At 50.2% G+C, this 18,728-nt stretch carries 25 protein-coding genes; 19 read left to right on the top strand and 6 right to left on the bottom strand.

The window, feature by feature from the left end; all coding sequences use genetic code 11:
* The first annotated feature begins 79 nt into the window (after positions 1–79).
* The gene (locus MA2_RS03120) at positions 80–1,459 is read left to right on the top strand and encodes a 3-deoxy-D-manno-octulosonic acid transferase (RefSeq protein ID WP_067056406.1); all 1,380 of its coding nucleotides are present in this window, start codon (positions 80–82) and stop codon (positions 1,457–1,459) included.
* Here the strand turns inward: MA2_RS03120 and MA2_RS03115 are convergent.
* Genes MA2_RS03115 through MA2_RS03105 form a run of 3 tightly spaced genes read right to left on the bottom strand, consistent with a single transcriptional unit; the run spans position 1,437 to position 3,671 of the window.
* Positions 1,437–2,189 carry a 16S rRNA (uracil(1498)-N(3))-methyltransferase gene (locus tag MA2_RS03115; protein ID WP_067056403.1) on the bottom strand — a complete coding sequence of 251 codons (753 nt, stop codon included), beginning with the start codon at positions 2,187–2,189 and terminating at the stop codon, positions 1,437–1,439. The two genes, MA2_RS03120 and MA2_RS03115, sit on opposite strands and share 23 nt — an antisense overlap.
* Positions 2,186–3,379, bottom strand: a complete 1,194-nt coding sequence (gene pncB / locus MA2_RS03110) for a nicotinate phosphoribosyltransferase (protein ID WP_067056401.1) — start codon at positions 3,377–3,379, stop codon at positions 2,186–2,188. The genes MA2_RS03115 and pncB overlap by 4 nt, the downstream gene beginning before the upstream one ends.
* 31 nt (positions 3,380–3,410) lie before the next feature.
* A complete protein-coding gene (locus MA2_RS03105; RefSeq protein ID WP_143821810.1) occupies positions 3,411–3,671 on the bottom strand; it encodes a hypothetical protein in 261 nt (86 codons plus the stop codon).
* A 1,176-nt stretch (positions 3,672–4,847) separates the two neighbouring features.
* Here MA2_RS03105 and MA2_RS03090 point away from each other — a divergent pair.
* Positions 4,848–5,081: a hypothetical protein gene (locus MA2_RS03090; protein ID WP_143821811.1), complete on the top strand. Its 234-nt coding sequence runs from the start codon at positions 4,848–4,850 to the stop codon at positions 5,079–5,081.
* A 141-nt stretch (positions 5,082–5,222) separates the two neighbouring features.
* On the opposite strand, the gene MA2_RS03085 is transcribed toward MA2_RS03090, so the two are convergent.
* The 3 genes from MA2_RS03085 to MA2_RS03075 all read right to left on the bottom strand — a co-directional run bounded on the left by MA2_RS03085 (position 5,223) and on the right by MA2_RS03075 (position 8,357).
* Positions 5,223–5,465, bottom strand: a complete 243-nt coding sequence (locus MA2_RS03085) for a hypothetical protein (RefSeq protein ID WP_067056387.1) — start codon at positions 5,463–5,465, stop codon at positions 5,223–5,225.
* Positions 5,466–5,591: 126 nt separating this feature from the next.
* Entirely contained in the window at positions 5,592–6,569 is a 978-nt protein-coding gene (locus MA2_RS03080; protein WP_067056384.1) for a phage portal protein, read from the bottom strand.
* A 9-nt stretch (positions 6,570–6,578) separates the two neighbouring features.
* On the bottom strand, positions 6,579–8,357 hold the full coding sequence (locus tag MA2_RS03075; RefSeq protein ID WP_067056381.1) for a terminase large subunit domain-containing protein: 1,779 nt from the start codon (positions 8,355–8,357) through the stop codon (positions 6,579–6,581).
* 147 nt (positions 8,358–8,504) lie between these two features.
* On the opposite strand from MA2_RS03075, the gene MA2_RS03070 reads away from it, so the two are divergent.
* The 17 genes from MA2_RS03070 to MA2_RS02995 all read left to right on the top strand — a co-directional run bounded on the left by MA2_RS03070 (position 8,505) and on the right by MA2_RS02995 (position 18,708).
* Positions 8,505–9,368: a GPO family capsid scaffolding protein gene (locus tag MA2_RS03070; protein WP_067056378.1), complete on the top strand. Its 864-nt coding sequence runs from the start codon at positions 8,505–8,507 to the stop codon at positions 9,366–9,368.
* A gap of 23 nt (positions 9,369–9,391) precedes the next feature.
* Positions 9,392–10,390: a phage major capsid protein, P2 family gene (locus tag MA2_RS03065; protein ID WP_067056375.1), complete on the top strand. Its 999-nt coding sequence runs from the start codon at positions 9,392–9,394 to the stop codon at positions 10,388–10,390.
* A complete protein-coding gene (gpM, locus tag MA2_RS03060; RefSeq protein WP_079352122.1) occupies positions 10,390–11,064 on the top strand; it encodes a phage terminase small subunit in 675 nt (224 codons plus the stop codon). The genes MA2_RS03065 and gpM overlap by 1 nt, the downstream gene beginning before the upstream one ends.
* Before the next feature lie 95 nt (positions 11,065–11,159).
* Positions 11,160–11,711: a head completion/stabilization protein gene (locus MA2_RS03055; protein WP_067056369.1), complete on the top strand. Its 552-nt coding sequence runs from the start codon at positions 11,160–11,162 to the stop codon at positions 11,709–11,711.
* A gap of 9 nt (positions 11,712–11,720) precedes the next feature.
* On the top strand, positions 11,721–11,939 hold the full coding sequence (locus MA2_RS03050) for a tail protein X (RefSeq protein WP_067056366.1): 219 nt from the start codon (positions 11,721–11,723) through the stop codon (positions 11,937–11,939).
* A 2-nt stretch (positions 11,940–11,941) separates the two neighbouring features.
* Complete coding sequence (locus MA2_RS03045; protein ID WP_067056363.1) at positions 11,942–12,394, top strand: hypothetical protein; 453 nt, start codon at positions 11,942–11,944, stop codon at positions 12,392–12,394.
* Entirely contained in the window at positions 12,391–12,714 is a 324-nt protein-coding gene (locus MA2_RS03040; RefSeq protein WP_143821812.1) for a hypothetical protein, read from the top strand. Before MA2_RS03045 ends, MA2_RS03040 begins: the two co-directional genes overlap by 4 nt.
* Positions 12,714–13,319 carry an N-acetylmuramidase family protein gene (locus MA2_RS03035; protein ID WP_067056357.1) on the top strand — a complete coding sequence of 202 codons (606 nt, stop codon included), beginning with the start codon at positions 12,714–12,716 and terminating at the stop codon, positions 13,317–13,319. Before MA2_RS03040 ends, MA2_RS03035 begins: the two co-directional genes overlap by 1 nt.
* Before the next feature lie 45 nt (positions 13,320–13,364).
* Positions 13,365–14,360 carry a hypothetical protein gene (locus MA2_RS03030; protein ID WP_067056354.1) on the top strand — a complete coding sequence of 332 codons (996 nt, stop codon included), beginning with the start codon at positions 13,365–13,367 and terminating at the stop codon, positions 14,358–14,360.
* Entirely contained in the window at positions 14,357–14,758 is a 402-nt protein-coding gene (locus tag MA2_RS03025; RefSeq protein ID WP_067056352.1) for a hypothetical protein, read from the top strand. The genes MA2_RS03030 and MA2_RS03025 overlap by 4 nt, the downstream gene beginning before the upstream one ends.
* On the top strand, positions 14,755–15,192 hold the full coding sequence (locus MA2_RS03020) for a phage virion morphogenesis protein (protein WP_067056349.1): 438 nt from the start codon (positions 14,755–14,757) through the stop codon (positions 15,190–15,192). The genes MA2_RS03025 and MA2_RS03020 overlap by 4 nt, the downstream gene beginning before the upstream one ends.
* A gap of 2 nt (positions 15,193–15,194) precedes the next feature.
* Complete coding sequence (locus tag MA2_RS11535) at positions 15,195–15,431, top strand: Com family DNA-binding transcriptional regulator (protein WP_079352123.1); 237 nt, start codon at positions 15,195–15,197, stop codon at positions 15,429–15,431.
* On the top strand, positions 15,382–16,194 hold the full coding sequence (locus MA2_RS03015) for a DNA adenine methylase (RefSeq protein WP_067056346.1): 813 nt from the start codon (positions 15,382–15,384) through the stop codon (positions 16,192–16,194). Before MA2_RS11535 ends, MA2_RS03015 begins: the two co-directional genes overlap by 50 nt.
* Positions 16,195–16,302: 108 nt before the next feature.
* Positions 16,303–16,818: a phage baseplate assembly protein V gene (locus MA2_RS03010; protein WP_067056344.1), complete on the top strand. Its 516-nt coding sequence runs from the start codon at positions 16,303–16,305 to the stop codon at positions 16,816–16,818.
* Positions 16,818–17,198, top strand: a complete 381-nt coding sequence (locus tag MA2_RS03005; RefSeq protein WP_067056341.1) for a GPW/gp25 family protein — start codon at positions 16,818–16,820, stop codon at positions 17,196–17,198. Before MA2_RS03010 ends, MA2_RS03005 begins: the two co-directional genes overlap by 1 nt.
* Complete coding sequence (locus MA2_RS03000; protein WP_067056338.1) at positions 17,195–18,136, top strand: baseplate assembly protein; 942 nt, start codon at positions 17,195–17,197, stop codon at positions 18,134–18,136. The genes MA2_RS03005 and MA2_RS03000 overlap by 4 nt, the downstream gene beginning before the upstream one ends.
* Positions 18,136–18,708, top strand: coding sequence for a phage tail protein I (locus tag MA2_RS02995; RefSeq protein WP_067056335.1), 573 nt, complete (start codon positions 18,136–18,138; stop codon positions 18,706–18,708). Before MA2_RS03000 ends, MA2_RS02995 begins: the two co-directional genes overlap by 1 nt.
* Positions 18,709–18,728 lie beyond the last annotated feature (20 nt).

The following is an 18,728-nucleotide window of genomic DNA, read 5'->3' as shown; positions in this document are numbered from 1 at the left end:
TGGCGCGGTTTGGCAAACGTCGGCAAGTAAGTATGTTGGTGTTTGTCAGGTCAATAATGCTTTTAAAAGGTTTATACCCATGACCGCTGTGCCAACGTTATACCGTGTTGCTATGCGCGTGCTTGCGCCGTTGTACCGCGCCAAGCTGTACCTTAAGCGTGCGCCCACCCGCGAGATTGGCGAGCGGTTTGGTAAAGACTATGCAGCAGTGCGCACCACGCGCCCACTGATTTGGTGCCACGCAGTGTCATTGGGTGAGACCAATACGGTTGAGCCAATTTTGCAAGGCTTGCTAGCGGCAGGCTACGCGCTATGGATCACTAACACCACCCAAACGGGGTATGCGCGTGTTGGACAGTTGTTTGGCGATGATTTAACGGCAGGTACGGTGTACCAAAGTTTTGTCCCTGTTGATAACGCGGCGGTCATTGAGCGATTTTTGGCGCATGTCAAGCCTGTGGCGGCGTTATTTGTCGAGACCGAGCTGTGGGCGACGACACTGGCAAAGCTTAACCAGCAGCAGATTGCCAGTATTTTGGTCAATGCACGGCTGTCGGATAAGTCGTTTCACGGCTATCAGCGTGCCAAACGTACCAGCCGAAGCATGATGGATAATTTGACGCTGATCATCGCGCAGGACGAAGATTCCGCCAAGCGTTTTCGCCAGTTGGGCGCGACCAGTGACAAAATCCGCGTTGCTAGTTCACTCAAATGGTCAAGTAAAACCAATCCGCTGATGATTCGCCGTGCCATGCGTTTGCAAGAAGATTGGCAACTTGCACCGCGGCGCGTTATTGTTGCGGCTAGCACCCACGCAGGTGAAGAAGCACTGATTTGGCAGGCTGTGCAAGCCTTGCCCAATGCGCGTGCTGTGTTGCTGATTGTTGTGCCGCGCCATCCTGAGCGATTTGATGCGGTGGCAGAATTTTTTGCCAAACAAACAGGCAATGCCGTGCCGCGCCGTAGCCAACACGTCGCCCCAAGCCCACAAGATAGCGTGTATTTGGCAGATAGCATGGGCGAGCTTGGTGTGTGGTATGCACTGGCGGATATTGCACTGGTCGGTGGGTCATGGGTTGATATCGGTGGGCACAATCCGATTGAAGCGGCTGTGGTGGCAAAACCCATTATTATGGGACAGTACACACAGGCGTGTCAAGCGATTGTCGATAAACTGCACGACGTTGGCGCATTGCAACAAGCCGCCGACGCACCTGCGCTAAGCACGATATTGGCCGACTGGTTAGCGCGTCCCGACGCCGCCGCGATGGCAGGTAGGCAAGGGCAGGCATTGGCAAAACAGCACCAAGATGCGACCTATCAGCAATTGGCGATGATTTTAGATTGTTTAGACAGTCATCACGAGCGGCGCGTGGCAACGCAAGTGCGCTTGATTGATAACGCACCACCGCCCACACAAACCGATGGCAAAACCATCATCGATGATTTTGTGCCATAAGGCCGGCAGCGGATGGGTGTGAGTGAAGCAAAAATTGCCCACACAGCACGCTCACAGCGTTTTCGGTGCGTAAAATCCGCGTCCCAAGGCTGACGGGCATAAAACCCTGTGCGGCAAACAACGCCACTTCATAATCGATCCAACCGCCTTCTGCCCCAATCGCCAAAATCATTGGCTCAGCTGTCGGTAGCTGTTCATGCAATGTAGCAGCAGCATACGGGTGAGCAATCAAGCCTTGTTTACCAGCAAGCAGCGCGGGCAATTCATCTTCTACAAAAGGTTTAAGGCGCGTACGCAAATGCACCGCCATCGGCACGGTGTCGCACGCCTGCTGCATGCCCTCACGCACATAGTCATCGATTTGGCACACAAGTGGCGACTGCCAGTAGCTTTTTTCGCTGCGATAACTATTGACCAAGTACAACGTTTGCACGCCCATTGCGGTCATATCCAACACCAACCGCCGCAATACCTTGGGGCGCGGCAATGCCAGCACTACCGTCAAATTAAGTTTGGGTGGTGGCGCGGTTAGACAAGCGATATCCGTAAGGGTCACCGTATCAGCAGTAAGCGCAGCAATACGCGCCTGCCCGATGCGACCGCCTAATTTACCAACTTTGAGCGTCTGCCCAACCGCTGCGCGCAGCACGCCATCCAAATGCTGCACGAGCGCACGATCGGTTAATGTCACCGTATCGGCACAATCAGCAGGCAATAAAATCAAGTTCATTGAATATCAAACACCTGCCGCAAGTAAGCCAAAAACGTGTCATTATCGGTCATGGTTTTACCAGGGCTATCAGAAATTTTTGCCACCGATTGCCCATTGCATTCAACCAGTTTTAGCACGATATTGAGCGGTGTTTGCCCCATGTCATTGGTCAGATGCGTGCCAATACCAAACCCCAGCTGAAAACGGTCGTTAAAATATTCGTACAAATCCCATGCCGACTCAAGCGTCAAGCCGTCGCTAAAGTTAAGCATCTTGGTTTTTGGATTGATTTTAAGCCGTTTGTAATGCTGATACGCCTTATCACCCCACACATATGGATCGCCGCTGTCATGGCGCAAGCCGTCAAACAGCTTGGCAAAATACAAATCAAAATCGCGCAAAAATGCGTCCATGCCGACAACATCGGTCAAGGCAATGCCCAAATCGCCACGATATTCTTGCACCCACGCTTCTAACGCCGCCTTTTGAAAATTGCGTAAGCGTACATCAAGTGCCTGAAATGCCTGCAAAAACTCATGCGCCATCGTGCCAATTGGTGTTAGCCCCAACGTTTTGGCAAAATACACATTGCTGGTACCGCGAAAAATCTCAGGCACTTCTTTTAGCCGTTCAATGACATGCCGCTGCCAAGCAAAGCTATAACGCCGCCGTGTACCAAAATCCGACAACAAAAACGGTACGTCATTGTCCTGCATGCGCGTACGGTAGCCTTTGAGCAGCGTGATTTTAGCCGCCAGTCGCCGCTCGCCTTCTGCCAATGCTGCCGCTTGGTCAAGCCTGCGAAAATACAACTCATTGACAATGGCTAAGACATAGATCTCAAACATCATCGCCTGAATCATCGGACCTTCGATACGGATATCAAGCCGTCCTGATGCATCAATCGACGCGACGATAAAACGGCGTTTGAGCTCAAACAATTCTAAATAATCGACAAAATCACTTTTGATAAAACGCAAACCGCGCAAATACTGCAACTCATCGGCAGTAAAGCGTAGCGTACACAGTGCGTCCAACTCGGCATTGACATCATCAAGCAATTCCGCCAGCGGATACGCCGCCTCATCAAGGTTACGGCAGCGAAACAAGTATACGCTGTGGGTTTGCGGATACTTGTGCAGCAGCACTTGCAGCATGGTGAATTTGTACAAATCTGTATCAAGCAGCGATTGGATAATCGGGGTCATGTCAGGTTCTCTAATTGACTTCCTCCCCTCCCTAAAGTGAGGGGAGGAAGTCAAAGGTGTGCTTGGCTTCAATGACGGCAAGCATTTGGCTCATATGATCAGTATAAAGCACATGGTCGGCTCGCAAGGGTTTGTCACGTTGGGTCTTTTTACCTTTAACAGTGATTTTGCCATCGGTGATTTGATATTCAACCAAGTAGTTATGACCTTTTGTCCAACCTTTACGGGCTAGTTGTGGATCAATCAAAAGACGGCGTGTGTCAGCTTCGTTATAAAATTGTGCAGTTGTCATCATCAATAGCCTAAACTAAACCAGCTTATATTTAGCTAAAATAATAGCAATTTCACACAGATGGCAATATTTGTCAATCACCGAACTTTGGCATAAAGTTATACCGTGTCAAGTTTTTAACCAATCCTAGCCCACGGCAAAAACACAAAAGGCTTGACGTAAAACCACCGCCAAGCCTTTATTTTCAAGGCATCGCGCCCAAATCCAGCAAAACCGCTAGCCCACGACCCAGCCCACGGGCATAAATATCGCCCAATAAAAAAAGGCTGAAACCCTTGCTGCATATAGGTTTCAGCCATTTTGAATATGGCGGAAGCGGAGAGATTCGAACTCAAAAACCCATATAAATCAAAACTGTTTCCGCTGAAAAATCTTATTTTAATCAACTACTTGATATATTTATGATTTCATTGACCCAGCCCACGGCTAGCCCATGCAAATTATTTATATAGAGTAGCTGAAACAGTTTGGAAGCTAGGCGCATATTAATGTTGTTTTAGGGGTTTGTAAAATTTTCAAACAGCAAAATAAAAAGGTTACAAAGGTTACAGGCTCAGAAAAATTTATTTAAGTAATTGATATTAATGATAAAAAACTTAAAATAAAAAGGTTACAAAAAAGTGATTTTAAGGTTGCATGTAACTTTTTAAAAAGGTTACTTGCTCAACAAATTAAATCTTTGATTTTTATAGGTTTATTTTTATGTAACCTTTTTTGCAACTTTTTGTGACCTCCCGAAAGTTGCAAAATAAGTTCAATATAAACAAAAGTTTAAGTGAAATCATCCGATTTTGTTACCTTGTAACCTTTTTTGCTGCTGATCGTGAGAACAGCTTCAATTTTCATCCAATTTTGCGTAAGTTTTTATTGCCTCAAGCAGCAACGTTTTGCATCACCGCATTTTTACCCAAACCCTTATTGTTGCGACCGTTGGCTCAATTTTTGATGCATAAAAATCACGTTTTTATGTATATCGCGTCCGCGCGGGAGGGAGCGGCCGACGTCTACACACGATCCAGCCGATTTACGCGTTTGTTTTTATTGTGGCTTGAGTCTTGATGTCGCGCTGGACATTATTCTATTCGCTCATTGACTTGCTACTGCTTGCGTGTAGAGCGATACTGTTCTCGTTGATAACGACACCTGACTGAAACGGGCCAACACGAGGAAATGATTATGTTTACACTTGCGCATACCGCTGCTATTGTTTACCGCCACGCCGATACTTTACACGTCGAACACAGCGACAGCACTGTGACTATTACCAAGCCCCAGTTTTATATTGTGATAAAAGTACGCCCCGATATTGTCTATATCAGCGTTTATGAAGGCGAAGACGAGGAATTGACCAACACCTACACGGCAATGGACTATGATGAGCTGGAGACCTTGGTCTGCGAATGCTTATAACCAAAAGTTTAAAACAAAAAAACATCGTCAATTTTGACGATGTTTTTTTTGTTCAGCCAACGATTAGCTTCGATTGTTTGTATAGAGCCTAGAGCAAAGCCCCAACGTACGGTTGGGGCTTTGCTCTATTTGTTTATGCGATTATGCAAAATCTGATTTTGTGGCTTGGTTTAGTGCTTCGATGCCTGCGTTGATAATTAAGCGCGTTAGGTAGCGCGCTTTGTAAGCGTAGTCTTTGCCTTGTACAAAAATGTAATGTGGGCTGTCGGGCGCGATTTGTAAGTTTGTGATCGCCAGCGGTATGCCTTGGTCGGTTGCAAGCTGAACGCTGTTTTTGTTGATGTACAGCACTTCTTGACGGGTCGTTGATTTGTAGGTTTTCATCGTGTTAGCTCCTTGATTTTACAGCGTTTTCAGCCGCTGTCGGAGCTACTATAACTCTACTGCCAAGCGGCAGCCAGTCAAAAACGTGTCGGCTGCGACACGTTTTAACTTTTTAATTGCTAATCGTTAATTGCTAATCGCAGTCAGAGAATATTCGCCAAATTTTATCAGTTCATCCCCTGCTGCTTCGTTGATGTCAAGCAGCAAGGTTTTGATTGGGTGAATCTCATGCCAGTAAAACACCTCAGCAGCTTTTTTGATATCGCCAAATCCTGCCGTGTTGTTAGGTACGATGCCCATTAGTTGCGGTGGTACACGATGCCCTGCCAATTGATCATCGCGGCTGGCGATTTTGATGTTGTGAAACTCGTCTTTTGCGGCAACTTCGGCAAGCGGAATGACTTTGACACCGTCGGGCTTGCCGTTTGGCACGTACATAAACAAGTTTTTAAAATTCCCTGCGCCTTTGCTATCGCGCACCGCCTGCTCGAGCTCGTCTACGTCGTTTTGCGTGCTGAGAGGATCGCTTAAATACAAAATATAGCCTGCGTGCGCCCCGTTTTTGTAGTATTTGCGACGGAATAGCGTCGCCGCTTCGTTGAGCAAAATCGCATTGACGCTGCTTAGATAATCTGGGATGCCGTACATTTCTTGCTGAATGTCGGGATTATACACGTGTACCACCTCGTCTTGTCGGTACGACAGGGGCGTAGCAGTATAATCGACGTGATAATACACGCCATCATCCACCCCCCGTCGCGTGGTGCGTGCCAGTCTCGCACGCGCTTTGATGACGTTGCCACCTTGGCTGCGTTGTAATTGCAGATAGCCGTTGTTAAACACCAGCCAGTTTTGTACGAGGGACTCAAAGTCGCGGCGGCTTAGGCGGTCATTTGGGATAAACAAACTCGTTAAAACATTGCGCTTGGTCACCAGCGCACTGGTGTGGTGGCTGGTCGCGCGGTACAGGCTTGCTACAGCGGCAATGTCGTAGGGATACTCGTAGTAGTCCCCCATGCGTGGGCAAAAATCATACTCAAATAGTTTGCGACCATCTAGCACGGGCTCGGGTTCGCCGAAGCTAGTCATCAAAAAATTGTGCATCGTTTATCCTTAGCGGTGCACCGCGACACGTGATTGGGTCGCGGCAGGGGTTTCGGTTGAAGCGAGTGGGGCGGCTTCTAGTGCGTTCATGATTGCCCATGCCACATCACTATGCCCCGTCTCTTTCGAGCGTGCTGCCACCAACGTCATGCGTCCGCCGCCGCTCGTCACTTGTTGTTTAATAGCGATAAACGCCTTGGCAACGTCCGTTAGCCCTGCGTCAAAATGCAGCTTACGCCGCTGGAATAGCTCTTTAGCGCGTAACGCCATCCTTGTTTTGACATCAATGCTATAGTTAATTGCCGTGTAATTTGGGTAAAATGCCTTGACGTGCTCCGCCACCGCAATCCCTGCACCTGTCACGTCAATGCCCAAGAACGCTACCTGATACCGCTGGCAAATCTGCTGAATATACTGCGCCTGCTGCATGGGGGGCATGTGATCGAGGTGTTTACGCTCAAGCAATCGGTAGGGCTGATTGACGTTGTCGGGCGGTGCGATAACGGCCAAGGCAGGATTATCGCCTGAAAACGACGGGTCATAGCCAACCCATACGGGGCGTGCAAACGGGCGACTGCCTAGCGGCTTAAAATCCTTCCACACCTGCCAACTGTCAATCATATTCGGCTCAAGGATCGATAACGGAAAATAACTGCTGCTATCGTCCAAAAACACGCACATGAACAAATTGTCAAAACGGTCGGGCGTGTATTCCTTGGCAAGCTGCTCAAGGTCAAGCTTGTCAAAGCCGCCCTTGATCGCATCTTTGACTGTCACCATTTGCCGCCACTTTCCATCGGCACATAACGTTGGTTTTTTAAGCGTTGCGTGGCTGACATCGATGTCCTGCGTACCGACCCCGTCTTTACCTGACCAATACGCGTAGGCTTGGTGCAAAATTGAGCTGGGTGTAGATAAATAAATTTGCTGATACTGCGACTGCGATGCCATGCCCGATGCCACACCGCGAAACTCATCAAATTTACGAATCCAGAAAAACTCATCCATGATGACATCGCCATGCCGCCCTTGCGCGGTCAGTGCGTTTGTCCCCATGTAGTAAAACGTCACCTTGGTGTTATCTTCAAACGACAGTTCCAGCGGATCGCCTTTTATTTCACGCCCGAGCACTTCAAAGACAAAATTTTTGACATACTCCAAAAATTGATATGCCTGCGCCTTCGACGCTGACAAAAAGATCTTGTTTTTCTTGGTGCGTAGCGCATTAATCAACGCCCAAATCGCCACTACATAAGTTGCTCCGATTTGCCGACTTTTTAACATCATAAAAATTCGGGCAGGGGCATGCTTTTGCTTGCCATTTTCTTTTTGTCCATTTAACACATCAACCCACGCTTGCTGAAACGGATACAGCAAGCGCACAAATGCTTCTTCCAGCGATACGATTTCATCGTCGGTAAATAAGTTTTTAGCAGGCGTTTTGCGGTCTTCTTTGTAGCGTTTTTTTAGATTTGGGTTTAAGTCCGCCCCGTTGCCGCTGTCGTTGTATTTTTGGATTTTTGCCACGCGCTCAAGCTGGCGCATCAGCTCATCAATTTCTTTGTATTCACCATTGCCCTTTTTGTCCATGCCGATAAGCGCGAGCAGCCGCGCCTTTATTGCTAAATTTACGTCGCTAAAAATATCGGCACGCACCCAACCGTCGCGCTTCTTCCAGCTCGCGACAGTGGCGCGGTTTTCGTCAAGTTGGCGAGCAATCTGGGTTACTCCCAGCCCCTGTGCATACAGCAGTCGGGCTTGCTCACGTTTGTCAGTTAAAGTGTCCATTACTTTAGATTAAAGGCGCGCACGGGCATTGCCATTGTTTTTGATACCGCAAACGCGTGTTTGCGGTAAACGATTATTTGCTACAACTTGACGTGCACCGCAAACTAAAACCAATAGAGCCGCAATCACACAAAACGAGAATTAATTATGGATTTAGCAGGTAAACGTGTTGTCAAACGCTTCCGCGTCGCCCGTGAGGGGCAGACGGTGGATGGACGCTCATTGTCGCGTGAACAACTGCTTGATATGGCAGACACGTATGACCCCGTTGAATATACCGCGCGTATCAACGTTGAGCACATGGGGGGTTGGGCAGGGCTTGGGGCGACAAACTATCCTGTGCTCGGTGATGTTATTGCTGTCGATGCTCAGATTGAGACGTTTGAAATTAACGGCGTGGACACGCAGCTTATGTGCTTGTACGCCACGCTATCTGCGCTGCCCGTGCTCGTCGATGCCAACCGCGAAGGCAAAAAACTGTTTACAAGCATTGAGTTTTACCCAAAGTTTGCTGACACAGGCCGCGCTTATCTTGTTGGGCTTGCCGTTACTGACACCCCAGCCAGTCGCGGTACAGAGCCGCTTAAATTCACCAATACCCAAGATGCACTCATCGCCGAACCCACGGAGCTTGTTTTGATGACTATCGACAATGCCGCTAATGCACCAGCCACGTCTACCGCCACCGAGCCAACCGCGCTGACCACTCAACCTGCCGCGCACGAACCTCAGCCCGTGCAGGACTCTGACACGTTTTTGCAAAAGCTTGCCAACTTGTTTAACAAAAAACCTAGCGGCCTAAGCGCAGCTGAGCAGGATGCAGTGCTCAGCGCATTTAGCAAAATGGACGATAAAGTCAGCAACCATCAGTCACAGCTGACCGAAATTGCCGCCGCCGTGCAAACGCTTAGCCAAGCCGTCACCGACTTACGCCAAGAATTTGCCAATGCACCAGCTCCCACTACATCAGTGCCGCTCGTGGGCTCAGGTCACGCGCTAACCGATTACTGATTTGGTTTTTAAAAGGACATGTCATGTACGTTTTAGACGATATTACTCGCCAAGGCTTAGACGCCTACAAAAATCGCGTTGCCACCATCAACGGTGCTGAAAGCTTTGCCGCTCCCTTCAACGTAACCCCAGCCAAACAGCAAACCTTGATCGAAGCCTACCAAAAAGAAGCCGACTTTTTGAGCAAAGTAAACATGGTCATGGTCAAACAAGCCTCAGGCCCAAAGCTTGCCCTCGGCAACGACAAGCGTATTGCCAGCAATACCGACACCCGTATTCAGCCGCGTCGCCCTACCACCATCGGTACACTGACCGACGACGATTATTTATGCACCCAAACTAACTACGATGTCGCGTATGACTGGGCAGTCATCGACAACTGGGGTGCGTTCTCTGATTTCCAGCAACGCTTAGCGCGCCTCGCCGTCAAAGCTGTGGCGCAGGATAAGCAAATCATCGGATTTAATGGTACGCACCGTGCCAAAACCAGCAACAAAGAGCTATACCCCGAGCTACAAGACGTGAATATCGGCTGGTTGCAAAAAATCCGCGACCACGCGCCCGAACGCTACATCGAGAGCATCAAGGTCGGTGCTGTTCATGAATTTAAAACTATCGACGCACTGGTCGAAATGGCAGTCAATGAGCTTATCGCCGAGCGTTTCCGCCAAAATACTGATTTGATTGCCATCACCTCCGCTGGATTGGTGTCTGATAAATACCTGAGCCTTATCAATCAAGTGCTTAGCCCCACTGAACAAATTGCCGCCAACGGTTTGTATCAAAAAACCCAGTTGGGTACACGCAAAGTCGATACCCCTGCGTATTTCCCAACAGGCGCATTGCTGATTACCAGCTACGACAACTTGTCGATTTATCAACAGCGCGGCACGCTGCGACGCTTCTTCCGCGACGAACCCGAATGGAATCGCACCGCCGATTATCAATCGGTCAATGAGTGCTTCGTCGTCGAAGACTACGACAAAGTCGCGTTCATCGGTCACATCGAGGTGGAGGGCTAATGAGCAGTTTACGCGACCATTTCGAGCGTGTGCGAGCCGAAAAACTGGCTCGCCAAGCCAATTCCCGACCCATGGGTACGACTATGACCCGTCAGACCGCCCCAGTCATCGATGCCGAACCCGAAATAGGTAGCTCCATTGAGCTTAAATTTTTCAATGACTGGGAGCAGCTGTCAGGCATCCAGTCGCACAGCAAAAAAAATCAGCTTAAAGCCGAGTTCTTGCCGTTTTATAAGCCGTGGATTGAAGGCACGCTGGCAGCAGGTGTTGGCGCACAAAACGATATGTTGTTGAAGCTTATGGTGTGGGCACTTGACACACACGACTTTAGCACCGCTACAGATATCGCCGAATTTGCCCTGCTCAATAACATGGCAATGCCCGAGCCGTTTAGCCGTGACGTGGCGACCGTGTATGCCGAGCAGTTTGCTAGCGAAATTATCAAACGATCTGATAGCGCGGCCACGTACACAGATACCCTCGCGCGTGCCGTTGATATCACCAACGCGCACGATATGCCAGACCCCGTGCGCGCCAAGCTTTACCGCGCCTACGGCAATGCCTTGCGCGATGATAAACCCAAAGAGGCTATCAAAGCCTACGAACGTGCCATCATGCTGGACGATGGCGCAGGTTGCAAAACTGATCTTGCCAAACTCAAGGCAAGCGAATAAACCCCACCCGCGGGTTGGCGGCTCGGCAAGGCTTGCTGGCGGTGACTCATCGCTCCATCGCAACTCAATGCCGACTACCGCCATTTGGATAACGTATGCTCATCAATCAACAAATCGACAGTCACATCGTGCCAAATCCCATCGACCAGTACCCGTCGATGAGCACCGCCGATCTAATCGATCTGATGCGCGTCGATAAATCCCTAGGCACAGCGCGCATCGTCGGCTATATCCGTGACGCCTACGACACCATCAATGGCGAGCTAGCTTCAGCAGGGCTGTTTGTTCACGTCGCTGCCGTCACACCCACTTGCGTTTGGGAGCACGCCCCAGCGCAGGTTAGCCATCACCACCGTTTGCAAGCGCGTACGCCTCAAAGCTCTCTTCCAGCCGTCGCCTGCACAGCTACGAGCGACACTGGCTTTTTATACCACCAAAACCCGACATGGCGGCGCACCTATGTGCGCGCTGTTATGAATGAGGCGGCGGCATTGATGTGTGATGAACATGCTGACTTTGACACCATTGGACAAGGCTATACACGTGCAAACAATGAGCGCACCAAATCAGACCGCTTGCGCCGCATTGTTAGCCATTGTTTGGCGGACTTAACGGGACGCACGCGCAACCGCGTACGCCTGTTGTGAGGGCAGAGCATGAGTATTTTGCGCACCACACAGGCGCAGCAATTTGACACGCTAGATCGCATCGCCTATCGATTTTTCGGTAGTGAGTCGGGGCGGTATTTACCTGAATTGGTTGAACTTAATCCCGATCACGCACCCCACGCTCTGCTACCTATGCGTGCTACCGTCGTTTTACCGTTTACCGCAGCTGTCGGCAGCGTGCAACCGCAAATTAAGATTTGGGACTGACCATGACCATCAAACCAACCGTTATTTTAGATACTGTGGGCTATTTGCTGGGCTGGAGCATCACCGCGTCGCTTTGGTTATGCAGTAGTGTGGCGTTTGCCGCCCCCGTTTTGCATCCCGAGCTTGCGCCCGTCACACTGTCCATGCTGATTGCCACGGTTATTGGTGCGCTAGGCAGTTATTTGGCATTTGGCGAGGACAGAAAATTCCCCCCATCGGCTACCAGCGTTGGGCATGTGCTGCTGGGGTTTGGCGCAGGGTTATTTTTTACTCGAGGATCGCTTGAGTTGATGGGGCGGCTCAACAGTTCTGAGGATTTGGTCGTGTTGGTCAGTTTTTTATGGGCGGTTGGTGGTTATTTTATTTTGCGCCTTGCGATCGCTGTTTTAAATTCCGCGCGCATCAAAGAGCTTTTGCCCGAATGGGTTGCCAAAGTGCTGGGGGTGGATAAATGATTAAAGTTATATTTACTCTAATGCTGCTATCAGCCGCCAGTCTCGTCTGGTTTTTACTCAAAACCCGTGGGCACGACAGTGTGTCTTGGTGGGGCTTGCGTAGTTGCCTGCTGTTTGCGTTGGTTTGTAACGTCTATATGACATACGAGACATGGCAATTATGGGCAGCCATGCCGCCGCATCTGTTGTTTATCCGTCTTGGATTTGTCGCTCTGACCACCGCCATGCTGCTGATGTGGCATTTACTGCAAAAACAACGCCGCGCTTACAAGCGCAACTTGTTCAACCTGCGCCTACAAAAGATTTTTAAGGACTGCTAATGGCAACCCCAGCGAACAAAAAGCTCATCCTTGCGCAAATCCAGACCTGCGCCGACTCAATCGGCGTTGAGCGTGCCGCGCTGCAGGCAGTAATTAGCGTTGAGACCAGCGGCAGCGGTTTTTACAGCGATGGCAAGCCCGTGATTTTGTTTGAGCCGCATATTTTTTACCGACTATTGACTCAAAAAGGGCTGACTAAAACTCGTAACACAGTTATGCAAAACCGCCCAGACCTGTGCTATCCCAAATGGGGCAGTCGCAAATACGGCAGCAGCGCGATACAGCCCGACCGCCTCAATGCCGCGTCCCAATATCACCGCGAGTCCGCGCTGGAGGCATGTAGCTGGGGCTTGGGTCAAATCATGGGCTACCACTGGCGCAACTTGGGCTATCCTTCGCTACAGGCATTTGTCAATGCGATGTATCGTGACGAGGCGAGCCAACTGGACGCGATGTGCCGTTTTATCAAGACAAATAAACTGGTTGATGAGCTGCAACGCCACGATTGGGCAACCTTTGCCTACCGTTATAATGGTGCAGGCTACAAAACTAATCAGTATGACAAAAAACTAGCCGACGCATACCGTCGTTTTGCCGCGCACTAGTTTTTACTCGTGCAATTTTCCACAACCACCCATCGAGGTCAAATCATGTTACAGCCTATTGGACGCACGTTAGCAATTGATGTCACCCCCACCGTCGGTTTTTATCCGCTTGAAACCGTCATCAATGGTCAAGTTGCTATGCTCAACCACATCAAAATCAACGGCAAGGACAACAACGGTCTTGTGCAGCTGGTTCTGAATGACGCATTGTTACGCACGGCAGATGACCGCGTGTTTTTAGATATTGACAATCGCGATGGTGGAGCATTTGACTTGGCGTTGTATATCGGCACGCGCGAAGCGGCAAAACTGGCTTATGCCGCTGAGCCGTTGGAGAGCCATTTGCCGCGCGTGGTTCGCCAGCAGGTGGGGGCAGGGGCAGTGATGGTGTTGGTATTGTCGCAGATTGATGGGCATTTTATCGCTGAGTTGGATGGCTCTAATATGGGTAACTCTAACGAGGACGACTCTAGCTCAGACAATAACACTTCTAGCTCTGATAACAGCGGTGTTATTTGGGATGAGTTGGTAAATTGTACAGAGGAAAAATACCTACACACTTGGGATGGCAACGGTCTACATTCAGGTGGTTATACTGTTAAACTTAAATCTGATGTTCGGACTTTTAGGTTTTACTGCCTCTATGACCGACAGACTCTTACACTTGAATTAGTTCCTGCTGACTATAAAATGAATGGCGACCCTATCGTTGCTGCTGATAAACGCAACCTTCAAATTACATTTGATCCTAACTTTATAATGATATGGGATAGTCATGCTCGAAGAAATATAACGTTGCCGATGGTTTATAAAGCCATCGACCCTATTGCAGTCCAACTTGAGACAAATCGCGTTAAGATTAGCAACCTAGACAACCATCAACAAATGATTTTTAGCGGTAATTTTGGTAACGATGCTGCCGTTTTCCGTGCTATTCCGCATGATGGTACTATAGGCAATGTCGCGATTGAACCAATTACTGACCCCGCTGTTTTTGATTTTGTTTTTGATTTTACCCCGAACGTCGTTTATGAACAATGAAATACCTTTTTAACCTGCGCAACGACCTCATCGATCGATTTGACGAGCTGACCCCAAGCAAGGTTCAGCTGCAAATCCTAAACGGCGATCTGCCCGACTCCAGCCAAACTATCGCCTATACCGCGCGATTTTACCTGCTAGATTGTCGGTTACAGCAGCCGTTTGACGTACTTGGTTTTATCCGCAAATGGTTCGAACACCATGCCATGAGCGTCCCACAACTGATGTTTGATTGCGACGTGATAGACCTTGAGAGCTACGACTTACAAATTGACCTGCTTTTGTCTGACAAGCTCAACATACTAGACGACGGCACAACCAGCGTTTGCCCTGAGCTGGTTTGGTCAGACGAGGTAGGGGCGTACATTGCCAACACCATCATTGCGCCCATAACATGAATGACTACGCCGAACTCGTCGAATGGCTACACCGCATCGACCTGAACCTCGACGACGCACAAAAGCGCAAACTCATGCAGCGCATCGCCACCAAACTTAAGCGCAGCATGACCCAACGCATCCGCGCTCAGCAAAACCCCGACGGCGGTCACTTTGTCCCCCGTAAGCGCGACCATCACCGCGCCATCCGCCGCGGCGCGATGTTCCAGCGATTGCCGCGCATGATTAAAACTGCCTACTCGTCCACCCATGCCGAGGTAGGCTTTAGCGGACGTACTGCGCGTGTCATGTCCGTCCACCAATACGGGCTGACCGCCCAGCCATCGCCCAACACCCGTGCCGTCAATTACCCCGTGCGCGAAACCGTGGGCTTTAGTCCAGCCGACGAACAGCTTATAATACGCGAGATTCGCAACTTTTTAGCACAAGGCTGACTATGCAAGATTATCGTTGCAATGCGTGTGCGAAACTGCTGTTTCGCATCGCTGGTGAGGCTGTGGTCGCCGTTAAATGTCCACGCTGTAAAACCTTAAATCAACTGACGCTAACCGCGTCAATTAACCCGAACGCCATCGAGCGTCCTTGTCTTGAGCGTCCCGAACGCCACTACCCACGAGGATGCCATGACGCAACTTTTACGCCCAGTTTACAATCCCAGCGGCAACAGCTTTAGCGGCTGGATTGGCGGCAAACACAAACTTGCCAAAACCATTATCGAACAAATGCCAGAGCACGCGCACTATGTTGAAGTGTTCGCAGGCGCAGCATGGGTGTTGTTTAAAAAAACGCCCAGCCAGTATGAAACCATCAACGACATCAACGGTGAATTGGTCAATTTTTACCGCGTCGTCAAATTTCACTTTGACGCACTGGTTATCGAGCTACAAGCCACCCCAATAAGCCGTGATTGGTTCAACTGGCTCAAAGCCCAAGATCCAGCAACGCTCACTGACCTACAACGTGCCGTGCGTTTTTACTACACGCTAAAGCTTGCATTTGGCAACAAAGTCGCTGACCAGCACTACATCCCCGTCAGCAACAACCGCACACGCCTAGACATCGCCAAGCAAGTCCGCACACGTCTTGCTGCCGTACACGACCGCCTACAACACGTCAATATCGAAAATTTAAGCTACCACGAGCTTATCCCCCGTTATGACCGCGCCGACGTGATGTTTTATCTTGACCCACCGTATTTTGCGACCGAGGACTACTACGGCAAAGACTTTTTTAGTCGTGATGACTTCGTGCGCCTGCGCGATTTGCTACTAAACCTCAAAGGCAAATTTATTCTATCCATCAACGACTTACCCGAAACGCGCGCACTGTTTGCCGACTTTATCATCACCGATCGACAAATCCGCTGGTGTTTGGGTAAAAACCAAATCAGTAATGCCAACAACGGCAAAGAGCTCATCATCACCAATCACGGCTAACCCACACTTGCCAAAAATCAAAATACCGCAAACGCGCGTTTGCGGTATCACATCTATTTAATGCCGCGCGCGTTATTGTCACAATTTGCCTAACCATTGGGTATCACTATGAACGCAGACTACCAGCGCAAACTCCACAACATCGCCACAATCGGCACAGTGTTCGCTGTCAATCCCAGCGACCAAACCATGCGCCTAGCCGTCGGGGACAATGAAACCGACTGGCTACCCATCCCTGCGCTTGCCGCAGGGCAGGTTAGCGTGTGGCGTTGCCCGTCCGTGGGAGAGCAGTTTTTACTCGTCAGTCCGTCGGGCGAGCTTGCCAATGCTGTCCCAGTTGTCAGTCTGTATAGCAACCAAATGCCCAGCCCCAGCACTGACCCCAGCGAAATATTCGTGCGTTACAACGACCGCGACATGCTCAAAATCGACACACGCGGCAGCAAACTGCATTTGACTATCAATAACACCATTTTGGACAGCACCGTCCTCATCACAGGCGACTTGCAAGTAAACGGCAACATCCACGCCGATGGCGACATCGTCGCTGGCAGCATTAGCCTACAAAACCACCGTCATGGCGGTGTCAAAGGTGGTTCGGATAGCACAGGAGCACCGCGTTGATGGATATCCAGTTTGCCATGGGTATGAGTCGCACCACAGGCGCGTTACTACAGCCTGACGATCATCTGCGTCAGTCGATTTACGATATTCTGATGACTCCCATTGGCAGCCGCATCTTGCGTCGTGAATACGGCAGCCTATTGCCGTTTTTGATTGACCAACCTGCCAACACCGCGACCAAGCTCAAAATCATGTCCGCTATTGCCACCGCATTGGTAAGATGGGAGCCTCGCGTCAAAGTGCGCCAAGTCCAGCTCTCAACCAATCCCGACGGCACTAACGCAACAGGCAACCACGGTTGGAACGTCTTGCTTGATTTGCGCCGCGCGGATAACACGCGCTTGCCCACTTCCTTGACCCTCGTAAGGGGCGCAGCATGAGTGTTTACCACGCTATTAATTTAACAGGGTTGCCGCTACCCAATGCGATTGAACCCATCGACTTTGAAACCGAGGTCACCCGTTTGCGCGCTGAGTTCGCCGCTTACTTTGCCGATGATCACCCCATTCAACAGGCTTTAACGCTAGAAAGTGAACCCATCAACAAAATTTTAGAGGTGCTAGCATACCGCTATGTGCTCAAAATCAGCGAAATCAACCGCAAAGCACGCGCCCTTATGTTGGCATTCGCCTCAGGCGGCGACCTTGACCACATTGGCGTTACTTATTACCGCCTTGAGCGCAAACTTATCCAAGCCGCCAACCCAACTGCTATACCGCCCACCGCCGCGGTTTACGAATCCGACGACGACTACCGCTACCGCCTAAGCCTGTCCATCGAAGCCTTGACCCGTGCAGGATCAGCAGGTAGCTATGAGTTTCACGCCCTATCAGCCAGTCCAGAGGTGCATAATGTCACCGTACACAGCCCAGCCCCAACCGAGGTTGATGTCTATTTGGCAGGGCAAATAAAAGGCGACGTACTGGCGCAAGCTGATCAACCCGTCGGTGTGTCTGATGCTGCCGTGACTGCCGTTTATCAGACCTTGATCGCGGACGACGTGCGCCCTTTGACTGATCTCGTACGTGTGCATGCCGCCACCGCGCACGACTATCGCATTGAAGCAGTCGTGTATGTCAAGAACGGCATTAGCCCAAACTTGATTTTGCAGAATGGTTTAACCGCGCTACGCGCGTATCTTAACGAAAACTTTAAGCCCAACAGCCGTGTCGCCACCAGTCGAATTATCGGTGCGTTAGATGTTACAGGCGTGAGCCGTATAGAACTTATTGAGCCTGCTAGCGACATCATCGTCAATATCGGCGAGGTTGCGCGTTGCACCAATGCTAACATCACCGCGCGTTCGGAGGGCACTTAATGGTTGCTCTTATTCATGCCGACCCCACACAGCCCAGTCTTGCGACGCGCCACCAGAGCCTGCTGCCTGCCAACAGCAAGCCGCTTGAACATGCGCTTGCTACTATTACTGCCAAGCTTGAGCCGATCCCCGTACCGTTTGCCAATATCTGGGACATAGACAACGCGCCTGATAGCCTGCTGCCATTTTTGGCATTTGCGTGGAGTGTCGATGAATGGAATGATAACTGGACAGATGAAGTCAAACGTGCTGTCATCAAAAATAGCCTGTGGGTGCACGAACGCAAAGGCACGCTGGGTGCTGTCAAACGTGCATTGGCGGCAATGAGCTACGACACCAGCGTGATCGAGTGGTTTGAAAAAGAACCACACGGTCGCGCAGGGACATTTAGTATCGAAGTACGCCCCACCAAAGGCGTCATTGCTGATAGCATTTTACAAATCCGCGCCGTGATTGACGCGGTTAAGCGGTTATCCGCTCACTACGACGTTTACATCGGTTACAGCCCCATCGCCAGTTTATGCGCATACGCTGCCACCGTCGTGGGCGTAGAAATCACCATCAGCACCTAATATAGCCATTTAAATAGCCT

This window comes from Moraxella atlantae NBRC 14588 (genome assembly GCF_001591265.1).
Taxonomy (GTDB): Bacteria; Pseudomonadota; Gammaproteobacteria; order Pseudomonadales; family Moraxellaceae; genus Faucicola; species Faucicola atlantae.
The sequence above is the reverse complement of the archived record's forward strand: the minus strand, read 5'-3'. Positions and strand labels throughout refer to the sequence as shown.